General features: G+C 60.4%; 16 protein-coding genes and 1 tRNA gene. 2 read left to right on the forward strand and 15 right to left on the reverse strand.

Annotation, left to right across the window (positions count from 1 at the left end; all coding sequences use genetic code 11):
• Positions 1-3: 3 nt before the first annotated feature.
• The 9 genes from fdx to trmJ form a co-directional block, all read right to left on the reverse strand.
• A complete protein-coding gene (gene fdx / locus AB4N64_RS20030) occupies positions 4-345 on the reverse strand; it encodes an ISC system 2Fe-2S type ferredoxin (RefSeq protein WP_368557202.1) in 342 nt (113 codons plus the stop codon).
• Between the two features lie 2 nt (positions 346-347).
• On the reverse strand, positions 348-2,210 hold the full coding sequence (hscA, locus tag AB4N64_RS20035; protein WP_460117752.1) for a Fe-S protein assembly chaperone HscA: 1,863 nt from the start codon (positions 2,208-2,210) through the stop codon (positions 348-350).
• A gap of 51 nt (positions 2,211-2,261) precedes the next feature.
• The gene (gene hscB, locus AB4N64_RS20040) at positions 2,262-2,783 is read right to left on the reverse strand and encodes a co-chaperone HscB (protein ID WP_460117754.1); all 522 of its coding nucleotides are present in this window, start codon (positions 2,781-2,783) and stop codon (positions 2,262-2,264) included.
• 8 nt (positions 2,784-2,791) lie between these two features.
• Positions 2,792-3,115 carry an iron-sulfur cluster assembly protein IscA gene (gene iscA / locus AB4N64_RS20045; protein WP_028620147.1) on the reverse strand — a complete coding sequence of 108 codons (324 nt, stop codon included), beginning with the start codon at positions 3,113-3,115 and terminating at the stop codon, positions 2,792-2,794.
• 33 nt (positions 3,116-3,148) lie between these two features.
• Complete coding sequence (iscU, locus tag AB4N64_RS20050) at positions 3,149-3,535, reverse strand: Fe-S cluster assembly scaffold IscU (RefSeq protein ID WP_003443374.1); 387 nt, start codon at positions 3,533-3,535, stop codon at positions 3,149-3,151.
• 82 nt (positions 3,536-3,617) lie between these two features.
• Complete coding sequence (locus AB4N64_RS20055) at positions 3,618-4,832, reverse strand: IscS subfamily cysteine desulfurase (RefSeq protein ID WP_460117757.1); 1,215 nt, start codon at positions 4,830-4,832, stop codon at positions 3,618-3,620.
• Between the two features lie 51 nt (positions 4,833-4,883).
• A complete protein-coding gene (iscR, locus tag AB4N64_RS20060) occupies positions 4,884-5,375 on the reverse strand; it encodes a Fe-S cluster assembly transcriptional regulator IscR (protein WP_192302621.1) in 492 nt (163 codons plus the stop codon).
• A 275-nt stretch (positions 5,376-5,650) separates the two neighbouring features.
• On the reverse strand, positions 5,651-6,430 hold the full coding sequence (gene cysE, locus AB4N64_RS20065) for a serine O-acetyltransferase (protein WP_460117759.1): 780 nt from the start codon (positions 6,428-6,430) through the stop codon (positions 5,651-5,653).
• A 3-nt stretch (positions 6,431-6,433) separates the two neighbouring features.
• Complete coding sequence (gene trmJ / locus AB4N64_RS20070; protein ID WP_460117761.1) at positions 6,434-7,204, reverse strand: tRNA (cytosine(32)/uridine(32)-2'-O)-methyltransferase TrmJ; 771 nt, start codon at positions 7,202-7,204, stop codon at positions 6,434-6,436.
• Positions 7,205-7,350: 146 nt separating this feature from the next.
• On the opposite strand from trmJ, the gene suhB reads away from it, so the two are divergent.
• Complete coding sequence (suhB, locus tag AB4N64_RS20075) at positions 7,351-8,169, forward strand: type III secretion system regulator SuhB (protein WP_007941397.1); 819 nt, start codon at positions 7,351-7,353, stop codon at positions 8,167-8,169.
• A 262-nt stretch (positions 8,170-8,431) separates the two neighbouring features.
• On the opposite strand, the gene AB4N64_RS20080 is transcribed toward suhB, so the two are convergent.
• The 6 genes from AB4N64_RS20080 to queA all read right to left on the reverse strand — a co-directional run bounded on the left by AB4N64_RS20080 (position 8,432) and on the right by queA (position 14,531).
• The gene (locus tag AB4N64_RS20080; RefSeq protein ID WP_371049206.1) at positions 8,432-8,980 is read right to left on the reverse strand and encodes a glycine zipper 2TM domain-containing protein; all 549 of its coding nucleotides are present in this window, start codon (positions 8,978-8,980) and stop codon (positions 8,432-8,434) included.
• Positions 8,981-9,113: 133 nt separating this feature from the next.
• A complete protein-coding gene (gene secF / locus AB4N64_RS20085; protein ID WP_460117763.1) occupies positions 9,114-10,028 on the reverse strand; it encodes a protein translocase subunit SecF in 915 nt (304 codons plus the stop codon).
• Between the two features lie 9 nt (positions 10,029-10,037).
• Positions 10,038-11,906, reverse strand: coding sequence for a protein translocase subunit SecD (secD, locus tag AB4N64_RS20090; RefSeq protein ID WP_460117765.1), 1,869 nt, complete (start codon positions 11,904-11,906; stop codon positions 10,038-10,040).
• Positions 11,907-11,969: 63 nt separating this feature from the next.
• Positions 11,970-12,308 (reverse strand): preprotein translocase subunit YajC, encoded by a 339-nt coding sequence (gene yajC, locus AB4N64_RS20095; protein WP_007916913.1) that lies wholly within the window; start codon positions 12,306-12,308, stop codon positions 11,970-11,972.
• Between the two features lie 43 nt (positions 12,309-12,351).
• Positions 12,352-13,467, reverse strand: coding sequence for a tRNA guanosine(34) transglycosylase Tgt (tgt, locus tag AB4N64_RS20100; protein WP_162130405.1), 1,116 nt, complete (start codon positions 13,465-13,467; stop codon positions 12,352-12,354).
• A gap of 14 nt (positions 13,468-13,481) precedes the next feature.
• The gene (queA, locus tag AB4N64_RS20105) at positions 13,482-14,531 is read right to left on the reverse strand and encodes a tRNA preQ1(34) S-adenosylmethionine ribosyltransferase-isomerase QueA (RefSeq protein WP_460117767.1); all 1,050 of its coding nucleotides are present in this window, start codon (positions 14,529-14,531) and stop codon (positions 13,482-13,484) included.
• Positions 14,532-14,638: 107 nt separating this feature from the next.
• Between queA and AB4N64_RS20110 the strand changes: the two genes are divergently transcribed.
• Positions 14,639-14,723 (forward strand) — tRNA-Leu (locus tag AB4N64_RS20110).
• The last annotated feature ends 62 nt before the right edge of the window (positions 14,724-14,785 follow it).

Below are 14,785 nucleotides of genomic sequence, written 5' to 3' on the forward strand. Positions count from 1 at the left end.
GAATCAGTGCGGCGCTTCGGCGGCGTGGTTGAGCGAGTATTTCGGAATCTCGACGGTCAGGTCTTCAGTCCCGACAATGGCCTGACAGGCCAGGCGCGATTGCGCTTCCAGGCCCCACGCGCGGTCGAGGAAATCTTCCTCGAGCTCATCCGCCTCTTCCAGCGAATCGAACCCTTCGCGAACGATACAGTGACAGGTGGTGCAGGCGCAGACGCCACCACAGGCACTTTCCATCTCGATATGGTGCTCATGGGCCAGATCGAGGATAGACGTACCGGGCTCAGCCTCCACAACCATGCCTTCGGGGCAAAACTTTTCGTGTGGCAGAAAAATGACCTGCGGCATCGTTATTCCTCAATCTCATTCAGGTTGCGCCCCGCCAGCGCGGCTTTCACCGTCGAATCCAGGCGGCGGGCGGCAAAGGCGTCGGTCACTTGCGACAGACGCTTGGTCTGCTGCTCGATGGCATAACCATCGGTGCCTTTCATCAGTTCGGTCAGTTCCTGCACCTGCATGTCGATGACCATGCGCTCCTCGGCATCGAGCAGACGCTCGCCGTCCGCCTCAAGCGCAGCCTGCACCGCCTCGATCAGGCGCTGGGCGTCGACCTGCTGCTCACGCAACACACGAGCGACCTTGTCATCATTGGCGTGCTGGAACGAATCCTTGAGCATCTTGGCGATTTCGCCGTCGGTCAGACCGTAGGACGGCTTGACCTGAATGCTGGCTTCAACGCCCGAACCCATTTCCCGGGCCGAAACACTGAGCAGGCCATCGGCGTCGACCTGGAAGGTCACGCGGATTTTCGCCGCACCCGCCACCATGGAAGGAATGCCGCGCAATTCGAAACGCGCCAGGGAACGGCAGTCACTGATCAACTCCCGCTCGCCCTGCAACACGTGAATCGCCATGGCCGACTGGCCATCCTTGTAGGTAGTGAAGTCCTGGGCACGGGCGACGGGGATGGTGGTGTTGCGCGGAATCACCTTCTCCATGAGGCCGCCCATGGTTTCCAGCCCCAGGGACAACGGAATCACGTCGAGCAGCAGCAATTCGCCGCCATCGCGCTTGTTGCCAGCCAACGTATCGGCCTGGATCGCGGCCCCAATGGCCACCACTTGATCCGGATCGATTTCGGTCAGCGGCTGACGACCAAAGGCTTCGGCGACCGCTTCACGCACACGAGGTACGCGGGTGGAGCCACCGACCATGACCACGGCGTGCACGTCTTCCAGCTCCACACCGGAGTCACGCACGGCGCGTCGGCAGGCCTTGAGGCTGCGGGCGACCATCGGCTCGATCAGCGCATTGAAGGCTTCGCGGGTCAGTTCGGCCTTCCAGTTGCCATAGACGACTTCAACCGACGCCGCATCGGTCAGCGCCTCTTTGGCCGCGCAAGCGGTTTGCAGCAGATTGCGTTGCGCGCCCGGATCGAGGTCCGCGGACAAACCGGCACTGGTGATGATCCAGCCAGCGATGGCGTGGTCGAAGTCATCGCCACCCAGGGCGCTGTCGCCACCGGTGGCCAGCACTTCGAAGACGCCGCCAGTCAGGCGCAAAATGGAAATATCGAAGGTGCCGCCGCCCAGGTCGTAGATCGCGACCAGGCCTTCGGCATGTTGATCCAGGCCATACGCCACGGCAGCAGCGGTCGGCTCGTTGAGCAGGCGCAGCACATTCAGGCCGGCGAGTTTCGCCGCGTCCTTGGTGGCCTGGCGCTGAGCGTCATCGAAGTAAGCCGGCACGGTGATCACCGCACCGACCAATTCACCACCCAAGGTGGCCTCGGCGCGCAAGCGCAGCACCTTGAGGATATCGGCGGAGACTTCGACCGGGCTTTTTGGACCCTGCACGGTATCGATGAACGGCATGTGCGACTCGCCGCCGACAAAGCGATACGGCAGTTGCTCGCCCAATTGCTTGACGTCGGACAGACCACGACCCATCAAGCGCTTGACCGACAGCACGGTGTTCAGCGGATCGGCAGAGGCGGCAAGCTTGGCCGACTCGCCGACTTCGACGCGGTCGGCGTGGTAGCGCACGGCGGACGGCAGGATGACCTGCCCGTCAGCATCGGCCAGCGGCTCGGAAAGACCACTGCGTAATGCAGCGACCAGCGAATTGGTAGTACCCAAGTCGATCCCCACAGCCAGGCGACGCTGGTGCGGTTGAGGACTTTGGCCGGGTTCGGCGATCTGCAGTAGGGCCATCGTGATCAGGACTTATCTGTATATCAGGCGTGCGACCGGAGCGGCACTGGGTTAATCGTCGAGGCGCTCTTCTAACTGGCGCACTTCGTAGGTCAGCTTGTCGAGGAACTGCATGCGTCGCATCAGGCGCTCGGCGCGCTCGCGGTGCTCGGCATCGTTCCAGCAAGCGGCGAAACTTTGGTTCAGTTCTTCCTGGGCGGACTTGAGGCGACGCTTGAACGCGGCAACACCGGCTAGATCGGCGCTGTCCTGCAGGTCTTCAAGCTCTTCGCGCAACTCCATCTGTTGCAGGAGAAACTCCGGATCATGCACCGTGACTTCCAGCGGCAGCTCGCCACCGTTCAACGCGAGCAGGTAACGCGCGCGTTTGGGAGGGCTTTTGAGCGTCTGGTAGGCCTCATTGAGGCTTGCCGACTGCTCCAGCGCCAGGCGCTGCTCGCGCTCGGAAGCGTCCGCAAAACGATCCGGGTGAACATTGCGCGCCAACTCACGGTAGCGCGTAGCCAACTGATCGAGGTCCAGGTTGAAACTCGGTTGCAGGTCGAATAAAGCGAAATGACAAGGAGTACCCACGACAAGCCTCAGATGTTGAAGCTTTCGCCGCAGCCACATTCACCGCGCACGTTGGGGTTGTTGAACTTGAAGCCTTCGTTCAACCCTTCCTTGACGAAATCGAGCTCGGTACCGTCAAGGTACGAGAGGCTCTTGGGATCGATAATCACTTTCTCGCCGTGACTCTCGAAAACCTGATCCTCCGCAACCACCTCGTCGACAAACTCCAGCACGTAGGCAAGGCCGGAACAGCCTGTGGTGCGAACACCCAGACGAATCCCTTCACCTTTGCCGCGCCCGTCGAGGGAGCGTCGCACGTGTCGAGCAGCCGCTTCTGTCATGCTGATAGCCATCGGTGACTCCTTACTCGTCGCAAACCTGGAAAATCAGATCAAGCCTTTCTTCTGCTTGTAGTCGCGGACGGCGGCCTTGATGGCGTCTTCGGCGAGTACGGAGCAGTGAATTTTCACTGGCGGCAGGGCCAGTTCTTCGGCCAGCTGAGTGTTCTTGATGGTCTCTGCTTCATCCAGAGTCTTGCCTTTCATCCACTCGGTCGCCAGGGAGCTGGAGGCGATGGCCGAACCGCAGCCGTAAGTCTTGAACTTGGCGTCTTCGATGATGCCTTGTTCGTTGACCTTGATCTGCAGGCGCATCACATCGCCGCACGCCGGGGCGCCGACCATGCCAGTGCCAACATCCGGATCTTCCGCGTCCATCTTGCCGACGTTGCGCGGGTTTTCGTAGTGGTCGATGACCTTTTCGCTGTAAGCCATGGTACTTATTCCTCACTCATCAGAGAGTCGCTCTTTGGGCCCCGGAACATCGGTCGCGGGGCTGGTTCGCGGCGACTTGAAATCAGTGTGCCGCCCACTCGATTTTCGAAATGTCGACACCGTCTTTATACATGTCCCACAGCGGCGACAGTGCGCGCAGCTTGGTAACGGCCTCGCAGACTTTCTGCGCGGCGTAGTCGATTTCTTCTTCGGTGGTGAAACGACCGAAGGTGAAACGGATCGAGCTGTGTGCCAGTTCGTCGTTGCGGCCCAGGGCGCGCAGCACGTACGAAGGCTCCAGGGAGGCCGAGGTGCAGGCCGAACCGGAGGAAACCGCCAGGTCCTTGAGGGCCATGATCAGCGATTCGCCTTCAACGTAGTTGAAACTCAGATTCAGGTTGTGCGGAACGCGGGCGGTCAGGCTGCCGTTGACGTACAGCTCTTCCAGGCCTTCGACCTGTTTGAAGAAACGGTCGCTCAGGGCCTTGATGCGCACGTTTTCGGCAGCCATGTCTTCCTTGGCCACACGGAACGCTTCACCCATGCCGACGATCTGGTGGGTCGCCAGGGTGCCCGAACGCATGCCGCGCTCGTGACCGCCGCCGTGCATGGTCGCTTCGATGCGCACGCGAGGCTTGCGGCTCACGTACAGCGCGCCGATGCCTTTAGGGCCATAAGTCTTGTGGGCAGAGAACGACATCATGTCGACTTTCAGCTTCTGCAGGTCGATATCGACCTTGCCAGTGGACTGTGCGGCGTCGACGTGGAACAGGATACCCCTGGAGCGGGTCAGCTCGCCGATGGCCGCGATGTCGTTGACGGTGCCGATCTCGTTGTTCACGTGCATGATCGAAACCAGGATGGTGTCATCACGCAGGTTGGCTTCGATCATCGCCGGGGTGATCAGGCCGTCTTCCTGAGGTTCGATGTAGGTCACTTCGAAACCTTCACGCTCCAGTTGGCGCATGGTGTCCAGGACAGCCTTGTGCTCGATCTTGGAGGTGATCAGGTGCTTGCCTTTGGTGGCGTAGAAATGTGCCGCACCCTTGATTGCCAGGTTGTCGGACTCGGTGGCACCGGAAGTCCAGACGATTTCACGCGGGTCGGCATTGACCAGGTCAGCCACTTGGCGACGGGCGTTTTCGACCGATTCTTCGGCTTTCCAGCCAAACACGTGGGAGCGGGACGCTGGGTTACCGAAGTTTCCGTCGACCAGCAGGCATTCACTCATTTTTTGCGCAACACGCGGATCAACCGGGGTGGTCGCAGAGTAATCAAGGTAAATCGGCAATTTCATGGACTTTCTCCTAAATCAGGCTGGCTGGCACGCCGTTAGCTCTAATGGCTGTCATTCGACGGCGGACGCTTCAATCTTGTCCAGGCGTGGCGCCTTGCTGTTGCAACGGCGTTGGTCCTGACGCATGGCTACTTCTTGTACCTCACGGCGAGTGACAAGATCAGCCAAGCTGATACCGCTCAGAAATTCGTGAATCTGCAGGCTCAGGTCGCACCACAAGTGGTGAGTCAGGCAGGTGTCACCGGAATGGCAATCGCCCTGGCCCTGGCACTTGGTGGCATCCACCGATTCGTTCACCGCATCGATCACCTGGGCCACCTGGATGCCCTGCATGTCGCGGGACAGTTGGTAGCCGCCGCCCGGACCCCGCACGCTCGACACCAGATTGCTGCGGCGCAACTTGGCAAAAAGCTGTTCGAGGTAGGACAGGGAGATGCCTTGGCGCTCGGAGATATCGGCGAGGGACACAGGCCCGTGCTGCGCATGTAACGCCAGGTCAAGCATGGCGGTCACGGCGTATCGGCCTTTTGTAGTCAGTCGCATGGACAGTTACCACGGAGTTTCGGAATTGAGGCGAGTATGCAATTCCCGAGTATTTAAGTCAACTATAAGACCTAGTACTTTAGTCAGGTTTACCCGCAAAACAGCGCGCAAATCATAGCAAAGGCTGGGGGTGTAGGGCCAGCGAATGCTCAACCCATTCCTCTGTAGGAGCGAGCAGGCTCGCGATGGTCGCCAACGATAACGCTGGACACCTGACACCCAGCGGTGCCGGAGACTCCATCGCGAGCATGCTCGCTCCTACAGGCTGGTGGTGATCAGCTCGCCTGGGTCTGGTCCTTGTCCTTCACGCATGCGAAGTCTTCTTCACGCAGCTCAGGCAGGTCTTTCGCACAATAGTTGCTGCCCAGTTCGGTCAGCGCACCGCACATGCCCTCCAGGCGACCATCGACGGCTTGCAAGTGATCGAGCAATTGGTTGATGGCGCGCGCCACCGGGTCCGGCATGTCTTCGCCGCCAACGCCATAGGCATCGAAGCCGATCTTCTCGGCCATGGCCTTGCGCCGGGCGTCCTGTTCTTCGTCCGACTTGACGATGATCCGTCCCGGAATGCCGACCACGGTCGCCCCGGCCGGTACTGCCTTGGTCACCACGGCGTTGGAACCGACCTTGGCCCCGGCGCCCACGGTGAACGGGCCGAGCACCTTGGCGCCCGCCCCCACCACCACGCCATCTTCCAGGGTCGGGTGACGCTTGCCCTTGTTCCAGCTGGTGCCGCCCAGGGTCACACCCTGGTAAATCGTCACGTCATCGCCGATCTCGGCGGTTTCGCCGATCACGATGCCCATGCCATGGTCGATAAAGAATCGACGGCCGACCTTGGCGCCCGGATGGATCTCGATCCCGGTCAAAAAACGACCAAAGTTCGACACCAGGCGCGCCAGCCATTTCAGGTCCGCACGCCACAACACCGAAGACAAACGGTGAATCCAGATGGCATGCATGCCCGGGTAGCAGGTCAGGACTTCAAAAGCGTTACGCGCCGCCGGGTCACGATGGAAAACACTCTGGATATCTTCACGCAAACGCTCGAACATCTTTCAATCCTTCCGCTTAAGAAGCTCGCCACGGGCCGCTTTCTGGGTTTCCGTGAGGATGCCACGCAATATATTCATTTCCGCCCGGCTGACCGAGCTGCGTCCGTACAACCGACGCAGGCGCGCCATCAAGTGCCGTGGTTTTTCCGGGTCGAGGAACTCGATGGCCACCAGGGTCTGCTCCAGGTGTTCATAGAATCGCTCCAACTCGTCCATGGTCGCCAGCTCCGCGCTTTTGACCGAAGCCACTTCTTCCTTCTCGACCTTGCTCGGCTGCCCTTGTGCCGCGAGCCAGGCCATGCGCACTTCATAGCTCAACACCTGCACCGCCGCCCCGAGGTTCAGCGAACTGAACTCAGGGTCGGATGGGATGTGCACGTGATAATGACATCGCTGCAGCTCTTCATTGGTCAGGCCGGAATCTTCACGACCAAAGACCAGGGCGATTTCTGCGCCCTGCCCGGCTTCCTCGACCACTTTCGTCCCGCACTCGCGAGGATCCAGCAACGGCCAGGGGATGCGACGGTCGCGGGCGCTGGTGCCCAGCACCAAGTTGCAGCCGACCAGGGCATCCTCCAACGTGGCGACGACTTGCGCTTTTTCAAGGATATCGCCGGCACCGGAAGCACGGGCGTCGGCCTCGTGATGCGGGAACACGCGTGGTTCGACCAGCACCAGCCGCGACAGCCCCATGTTTTTCATGGCACGCGCAGCCCCGCCGATATTGCCTGGATGACTGGTATTGACCAGGACGACACGAATGTTTTGCAGCAAGGGAGGCGCTCTCGAACACGATAATCGGGAGGCAAATACTACAGCCCAAGCGACCGTTAAGCCATGAATGCGATTACTGACCTTCACCTGTAGAAAGTTTCTGATAGAATGCGCGGCTTTCTTTAACAACCTTAGGTGACACATCCATGCAGCCCATGCTGAATATCGCGCTGCGCGCCGCCCGCAGCGCCAGTGAACTGATCTTCCGCTCCATCGAGCGCCTGGATACCATCAAGGTTGACGAAAAAGACGCCAAGGACTACGTGTCCGAGGTGGATCGCGCTGCCGAACAGAAAATCATCGATGCCCTGCGCAAGGCCTACCCGAACCACTCGATCATGGGTGAAGAGACCGGCCTGCACGCCGGCACCGGGATCGAAGGCGAAGAATACCTGTGGATCATCGATCCGCTGGACGGCACCACCAACTTCCTACGCGGCATCCCTCACTTCGCTGTCAGCATCGCCTGCAAATACCGTGGTCGCCTGGAACACGCCGTTGTTCTGGACCCGGTTCGCCAGGAAGAATTCACCGCCAGCCGTGGCCGTGGCGCCCAACTGAACGGTCGTCGCCTGCGCGTCAGCGGCCGCACCAGCCTGGACGGCGCCCTGCTGGGTACCGGTTTCCCGTTCCGTGACGACCAGATGGACAACCTCGACAACTACCTGGGCATGTTCCGCGCCCTGGTTGGCCAGACCGCCGGCATCCGCCGCGCAGGTTCCGCCAGCCTGGACCTGGCCTACGTGGCTGCAGGCCGTTTCGACGCCTTCTGGGAGTCGGGCCTGTCCGAGTGGGACATGGCAGCAGGCGCCCTGCTGATCCAGGAAGCCGGCGGCCTGGTGAGCGACTTCACCGGCGGTCACGACTTCCTGGAAAAAGGCCACGTCGTTGCCGGCAACACCAAATGCTTCAAAGCCGTGCTGACCGCCATCCAGCCGCACCTGCCGGCATCGCTGAAGCGCTAAGCTTCCCGCGATACCAAAAAGCACCCTTCGGGGTGCTTTTTTTATGCCCGCAAATCCCCACACCCTCCCCCTGTAGGAGCGAGCTTGCTCGCGATGGTGGCTCAGACACCGCAGGGCATCAGATTCCCAGCGTTATCGTTGACGACCATCGCGAGCAAGCTCGCTCCTACAGGGGATTTGCGGTGGATTCAGAATGAAATTCCAGGCACAAAAAAAGGGGGACACCCCAATGGAGTGCCCCCCTTCGATCCAACTCTGAGCCTTACTGCCCAGGCTGCGCCTGCGACAGGATCAGCTTGCCTTCCTTGTCCACAGGGATCTGGTTCCCAGGGTCACGATCCATGCGCACTTTGCCTTCCTTGCCGTCCAGCGAGTAACGCACGTCATAACCCACAACCTTGTCGCTGATGTCATTCACAGTGTTACAGCGAGTCTGAGTGGTGGTGTAGGTGTCACGCTCCTGCATGCCTTCCTGCACCTTGTTGCCGGCATAGCCGCCGCCGACTGCGCCGGCCACGGTGGCAATCTTTTTGCCGGTGCCGCCGCCGATCTGGTTGCCCAGCAGGCCACCAGCTAGCGCACCCACCACCGTACCGGCGATCTGGTGTTGATCTTTCACCGGCGCTTGCCGGGTGACGGTGACGTCCTTGCAGACCTCACGTGGGGTTTTGATCTGGGTCTTGACCGGGTCGACGGCCAGCACTTGCGCATACTCAGGGCCGCTTTTAACCAGGCTGTAGGTGGCAACAGCACCCCCGGCAGTCACACCGACAGCACCCAATACCGCACCAACCAGTAACGACTTGTTCACATGAACCTCCTGACCATCACATGCGGGACGCGCCCGCGCTTCTCCCAGCCTTGGAGCATAAAAAAAGGCGCGAGTTCAACTCGCGCCTTTTTTTGATCACACCGCTGAGGTCAGCCTTGGTCTGCAAAGCCACTCAAGGACGGTCGTCGACTTCCTTCTCGGTGTTCACCGCCGGGATCAAGTCTTCGGAGCTCAGATTCAGCCAGATCAGCACCACGTTGGCGATATAGATCGACGAGTAAGTACCCGCCAATACACCCACCAGCAGCGCCAGGGAGAAGCCGTACAGGTTGTCACCGCCGAAGAACAACAGCGCAGCGATGGCCAGCAAGGTCGACACCGAGGTCGCAATGGTGCGCAGCAGGGTCTGCGTGGTCGAGATGTTGATGTTCTCGATCAGGCTGGCCTTGCGCAGTACACGGAAGTTCTCACGAACCCGGTCGAATACGACGATGGTGTCGTTGAGCGAGTAACCGATGATCGCCAGTACCGCCGCCAGCACCGTCAGGTCGAAGGTGATCTGGAAGAACGACAGGATACCGATGGTCACGATCACGTCGTGGATCAGCGACACGATGGCACCGACCGCGAATTTCCACTGAAAGCGGAACGCCAGGTAGATCAGGATGCCGCCCAGCGCCATCAGCATGCCGAGGCCGCCCTGGTCGCGCAGCTCTTCACCCACCTGCGGGCCCACGAACTCGACGCGCTTGACGGTCGCCGGGTTATCGCCGCCGACCTTCTGCAGCGCTTCCGCCACCTGATGGCCCAGTTGCGGGTCTTCACCCGGCATGCGCACCAACAGGTCGGTGGTCGCACCGAAGTTCTGCACGATGGCTTCGTGGTAGCCCGACGAAACCAACTGCTCACGCACCTTGGTAACGTCAGCCGGACGCTCGTAGGTCAGCTCGATGAGCGTACCGCCGGTGAAGTCCAGACCCCAGTTCATGCCCTTGTGCCAGCAACTGAACAACGCCAGCAGGGTGAGGAACACTGTGACGCCGAACGCAACGTTGCGGACGCCCATGAAGTTGATTGTACGTAACATGGCAGCCCCTTAAATCCACAACTTCTTGAAGTCACGACCGCCGAAGATCAAGTTGACCATCGCGCGAGTGACCATGATGGCCGTGAACATCGAAGTCAAAACCCCGAGGGACATGGTAACCGCAAAGCCCTTGACCGGACCGGTGCCCATGGCGAACAGGATACCGCCCACCAGCAAGGTGGTCAGGTTGGCGTCGAGAATCGCCGTGAATGCCCGGCTGAAACCTTCGTTGATCGCCCGCTGAACGGTCATGCCCGCCGCGATCTCTTCACGAATCCGCGAGAAGATCAGAACGTTGGCGTCGACCGCCATACCCATGGTCAACACGATACCGGCGATACCCGGCAGGGTCAGCGTTGCGCCCAGCAACGACATCAGCGCCAGCAGCAACACCATGTTCACGCCCAGCGCGACCGTGGCGATGATGCCGAAGAAGCGGTAGATGGCGATGATGAACAGCGACACGAACAGCATGCCCCACAGGGACGCGTCGATACCCTTGGTGATGTTGTCGGCACCCAGGCTTGGGCCAATGGTGCGCTCTTCAGCGAAGTACATCGGCGCCGCCAGACCACCGGCACGCAGCAGCAGTGCCAGCTCGGACGATTCGCCCTGGCCGTTCAGGCCGGTGATACGGAACTGAGCACCCAGTGGCGATTGAATGGTCGCCAGGCTGATGATCTTCTTCTCTTCCTTGAAGGTCTGCACCGCCACGTCTTTCTCGACGCCATCGACCACTTGCTTGGTGTAAGTGGTGACAGGGCGCTGCTCGATGAAGATCACCGCCATGCTGCGGCCGACGTTGGAGCGGGTTGCGCGGCTCATCAGCTCACCACCGTGGCCATCCAGACGGATGTTCACTTCTGGCGTGCCGTGCTCGCCAAAGCCGGCCTTGGCGTCAGTCACCTGGTCACCGGTGATGATCAGGCCACGCTCGATCTGGGCTGGCGGACGCTTGCCTTCTCGGAACTCGAAGGTTTCGGAAGTGGCCTTGGAAGCACCCGGCTCAGCGGCCAGACGGAACTCCAGGTTGGCCGTCTTGCCGAGGATACGCTTGGCTTCTGCGGTGTCCTGCACGCCCGGCAGCTCAACCACGATGCGGTTGGCGCCCTGGCGCTGGACGATCGGTTCGGCAACACCCAGCTCGTTGACGCGGTTACGTACCGTGGTCAAGTTCTGCTTGATGGAGTATTCGCGGATTTCCGCCAGCTTGGCCGGGGTCATCGCCAGACGCAGTACCGCCTGACCATTGAGGTCGGCCGGCACGATGTCAAAATCGGTAAAGCTCTTGCGGATCAGTGCACGGGCCTGTTCGCGGGAAGCTTCGTCAGCAAAACCCAGCTGAATGGCACCGTTGAGTTGCGGCAGGCTGCGATAACGCAGTTTCTCTTTGCGCAACAGGCTCTTGACGTCGCCTTCGTAGACTTTCAGGCGGGCATCGAGGGCTTTCTCCATGTCCACTTCCAGCAGGAAGTGCACACCACCGGACAAGTCCAGACCCAGCTTCATCGGGTGCGCGCCAAGGCTGCGCAGCCATTGCGGGGTGGTTTGTGCCAGGTTCAGGGCCACGACGTAGTCATCGCCCAGCGCCTTGCGTACGACATCCTTGGCAGGCAACTGGTCTTCAGCCTTGACCAGGCGAATCAAGCCGCCCTTGCCACCGGCTGTCAGCGAAGTCGCCTTGACCGCCATCCCGGATTCCTTGAGCGCCGTGCTCACGCGGTCCAGGTCAGCCTGATTGACCTGCAACGCCGTGCTGGCACCACTGATCTGAATGGCCGGGTCATCAGGATAAAGATTGGGAGCGGAATAAATCAGACCGATCGCTAGCACCGCCAGGATCAGAATGTATTTCCACAGAGGGTATTTGTTCAGCATCACGCCGCCCGTTTAGAACGCGGGGCGCCTTGCGCGCCCCGTCGATTGAGTAGAAGTTGAAACTTAGATCGCTTTCAGCGTGCCCTTGGGCAGGGTGGCGGCGATGGCGCCTTTCTGGAACTTCATTTCCACGGTGTCGGAAACTTCCAGAACCACGAAATCGTCGGCCACTTTGGTGATCTTGCCGGCGATGCCGCCAGTGGTCACGACTTCGTCACCCTTTTGCAGGCTGCTCAGCAGGTTCTTCTGCTCTTTGGCGCGCTTGGCCTGTGGACGCCAGATCATCAGGTAGAAGATGACCAGGAAGCCGACCAGGAAAATCCACTCAAAACCGCCACCCATTGGGCCGGCAGCAGCCGGTGCAGCAGCGTCAGCCATGGCATTCGAGATAAAAAAGCTCATTTAGCACTCCAGTTGCAAATGTTGAATCTTGGGGTCAGAAAACTCAGTCCAAAGGCGGAACAGGTAGCCCGCGTTTGGCGTAGAAGGCATCGACAAAGGCGGCCAATGTACCCTGTTGAATAGCCTCGCGCAAACCAGCCATAAGCACTTGATAATGGCGCAAGTTATGGATGGTATTGAGCATGCTCCCCAGCATTTCGCCGCACTTGTCCAGATGATGCAGATAAGCGCGGGAGAAGTTCTGGCAGGTATAGCAATCGCAGGTCGGATCGAGCGGCGAATCATCATGGCGATGGAACGCGTTACGGATCTTCAGCACGCCAGTATCAATGAACAGATGCCCATTGCGGGCATTACGGGTTGGCATCACGCAATCGAACATGTCCACACCGCGGCGCACACCCTCAACCAGATCTTCCGGTTTGCCAACGCCCATAAGGTAACGAGGTTTGTCAGCGGGCATCTGGCCCGGCAGATAATCCAGCACCTTGATCATTTCATGCTTGGGTTCGCCCACCGACAGACCGCCAATGGCCAGGCCATCGAAGCCGATCTTGTCCAGGCCTTCGAGCGAGCGCATGCGCAGGTCCTGGTGCATGCCGCCCTGCACGATGCCGAACAGCGCGGCGGTGTTGTCGCCATGGGCGTTCTTGGAGCGCTGGGCCCAACGCAGCGACAGCTCCATGGAGACACGCGCGACGTCTTCGTCGGCCGGGTACGGCGTGCATTCGTCAAAAATCATGACGATGTCGGAGCCCAGGTCGCGCTGGACCTGCATCGACTCTTCCGGGCCCATGAACACCTTGGCGCCGTCGACCGGGGAGGCGAAGGTCACGCCCTCCTCCTTGATCTTGCGCATGGCGCCCAGGCTGAACACCTGGAAACCGCCGGAGTCGGTCAGGATCGGGCCTTTCCACTGCATGAAATCGTGCAGGTCGCCGTGCTTCTTGATCACCTCAGTGCCCGGGCGCAGCCACAGGTGGAAGGTGTTGCCCAGGATGATCTCGGCGCCAGTGGCCTCGATATCACGCGGCAGCATGCCCTTGACCGTGCCGTAGGTGCCCACCGGCATGAAGGCCGGGGTCTCGACGGTGCCACGGGGGAAGGTCAGGCGACCCCGACGAGCCTTGCCGTCGGTGGCCAGCAACTCAAACGACATACGACATTGGCGACTCATTCTTTGTCCTCGGGGCCACGTGGTGCGGGGTTACGGGTGATAAACATCGCATCACCGTAGCTGAAAAAGCGGTATTGATGCTCAACGGCGGCCTTGTAGGCGGCCATGGCTTCGGGATAACCGGCGAACGCCGAAACCAGCATCAACAGCGTGGATTCGGGCAAATGGAAATTGGTCACCAGGGCATCGACCACATGAAACGGCCGGCCCGGGAAGATAAAGATGTCGGTGTCGCCACTGAACGGCTTGAGCACGCCATCGCGCGCGGCGCTTTCCAGGGAACGCACGCTGGTGGTCCCCACCGCCACCACTCGCCCACCGCGAGCGCGGCAGGCCGCCACGGCATCCACCACGTCCTGGCCGACTTCCAGCCATTCGGTGTGCATGTGATGGTCTTCGAGTTTCTCGACCCGCACCGGCTGAAAGGTCCCTGCCCCCACGTGCAAGGTCACGAACGCCGTCTCGACGCCCTTGGCGGCAATCGCCTCCAGCAGCGGCTGATCAAAATGCAGCCCCGCCGTCGGCGCCGCCACCGCGCCCAGGCGCTCGGCGTACACCGTCTGATAACGCTCGCGGTCGGCGCCTTCATCCGGGCGGTCTATATAAGGAGGCAACGGCATGTGCCCCACGCGATCAAGCAGCGGCAACACGTCTTCGGCAAATGCCAGCTCGAACAACGCATCATGGCGCGCCACCATCTGCGCTTCGCCACCGCCGTCGATGAGAATCGTCGACCCCGGCTTGGGCGACTTGCTGGAGCGCACATGGGCCAGCACGCGGTGGGTGTCGAGCACCCGCTCCACCAGAATCTCCAGCTTGCCGCCAGACGCCTTCTGGCCAAACAGCCGCGCCGGAATCACCCGGGTATTGTTGAACACCATCAAATCGCCCGGGCGCAAATGCTCGAGCAAATCAGTGAATTGACGGTGTGCCAGGGCACCGCTGACCCCATCGAGGGTCAGCAGCCGGCTGTTGCGACGCTCGGCCAACGGGTGGCGGGCAATCAGCGAATCGGGGAGCTCAAAAGTAAAGTCGGAAACACGCATGATGGGGTTCGTCTAGCAGGGCCGGGAAGTCTAGCGGAATTATCGAAAATTCTCCATGTACCTGATTGACCAGCGGTATTCACCTCTCTATACTTCGCCGCCATTGAGCCCTGATGGCGGAATTGGTAGACGCGGCGGATTCAAAATCCGTTTTCGAAAGGAGTGGGAGTTCGAGTCTCCCTCGGGGCACCATATAGCAGTATCTGAAAGTCTCTATCAGACTTTCAGACCCAGAGAAACCGGCCACTTGGCCG

This window comes from Pseudomonas sp. S2_C03, assembly GCF_054668405.1.

Bases quoted from the DNA above. Each gene is read 5' to 3' on its own strand.
- iscA (WP_028620147.1), bottom strand. From the start codon at position 3,115: ATGGCTATCAGCATGACAGAAGCGGCTGCTCGACACGTGCGACGCTCC.
- iscU (WP_003443374.1), bottom strand. From the start codon at position 3,535: ATGGCTTACAGCGAAAAGGTCATCGACCACTACGAAAACCCGCGCAAC.
- hscA (WP_460117752.1), bottom strand. From the start codon at position 2,210: ATGGCCCTACTGCAGATCGCCGAACCCGGCCAAAGTCCTCAACCGCAC.
- suhB (WP_007941397.1), top strand. From the start codon at position 7,351: ATGCAGCCCATGCTGAATATCGCGCTGCGCGCCGCCCGCAGCGCCAGT.
- secD (WP_460117765.1), bottom strand. From the start codon at position 11,906: ATGCTGAACAAATACCCTCTGTGGAAATACATTCTGATCCTGGCGGTG.
- iscR (WP_192302621.1), bottom strand. From the start codon at position 5,375: ATGCGACTGACTACAAAAGGCCGATACGCCGTGACCGCCATGCTTGAC.
- queA (WP_460117767.1), bottom strand. From the start codon at position 14,531: ATGCGTGTTTCCGACTTTACTTTTGAGCTCCCCGATTCGCTGATTGCC.
- cysE (WP_460117759.1), bottom strand. From the start codon at position 6,430: ATGTTCGAGCGTTTGCGTGAAGATATCCAGAGTGTTTTCCATCGTGAC.
- secF (WP_460117763.1), bottom strand. From the start codon at position 10,028: ATGTTACGTACAATCAACTTCATGGGCGTCCGCAACGTTGCGTTCGGC.
- tgt (WP_162130405.1), bottom strand. From the start codon at position 13,467: ATGTCGTTTGAGTTGCTGGCCACCGACGGCAAGGCTCGTCGGGGTCGC.
- AB4N64_RS20055 (WP_460117757.1), bottom strand. From the start codon at position 4,832: ATGAAATTGCCGATTTACCTTGATTACTCTGCGACCACCCCGGTTGAT.
- yajC (WP_007916913.1), bottom strand. From the start codon at position 12,308: ATGAGCTTTTTTATCTCGAATGCCATGGCTGACGCTGCTGCACCGGCT.
- fdx (WP_368557202.1), bottom strand. From the start codon at position 345: ATGCCGCAGGTCATTTTTCTGCCACACGAAAAGTTTTGCCCCGAAGGC.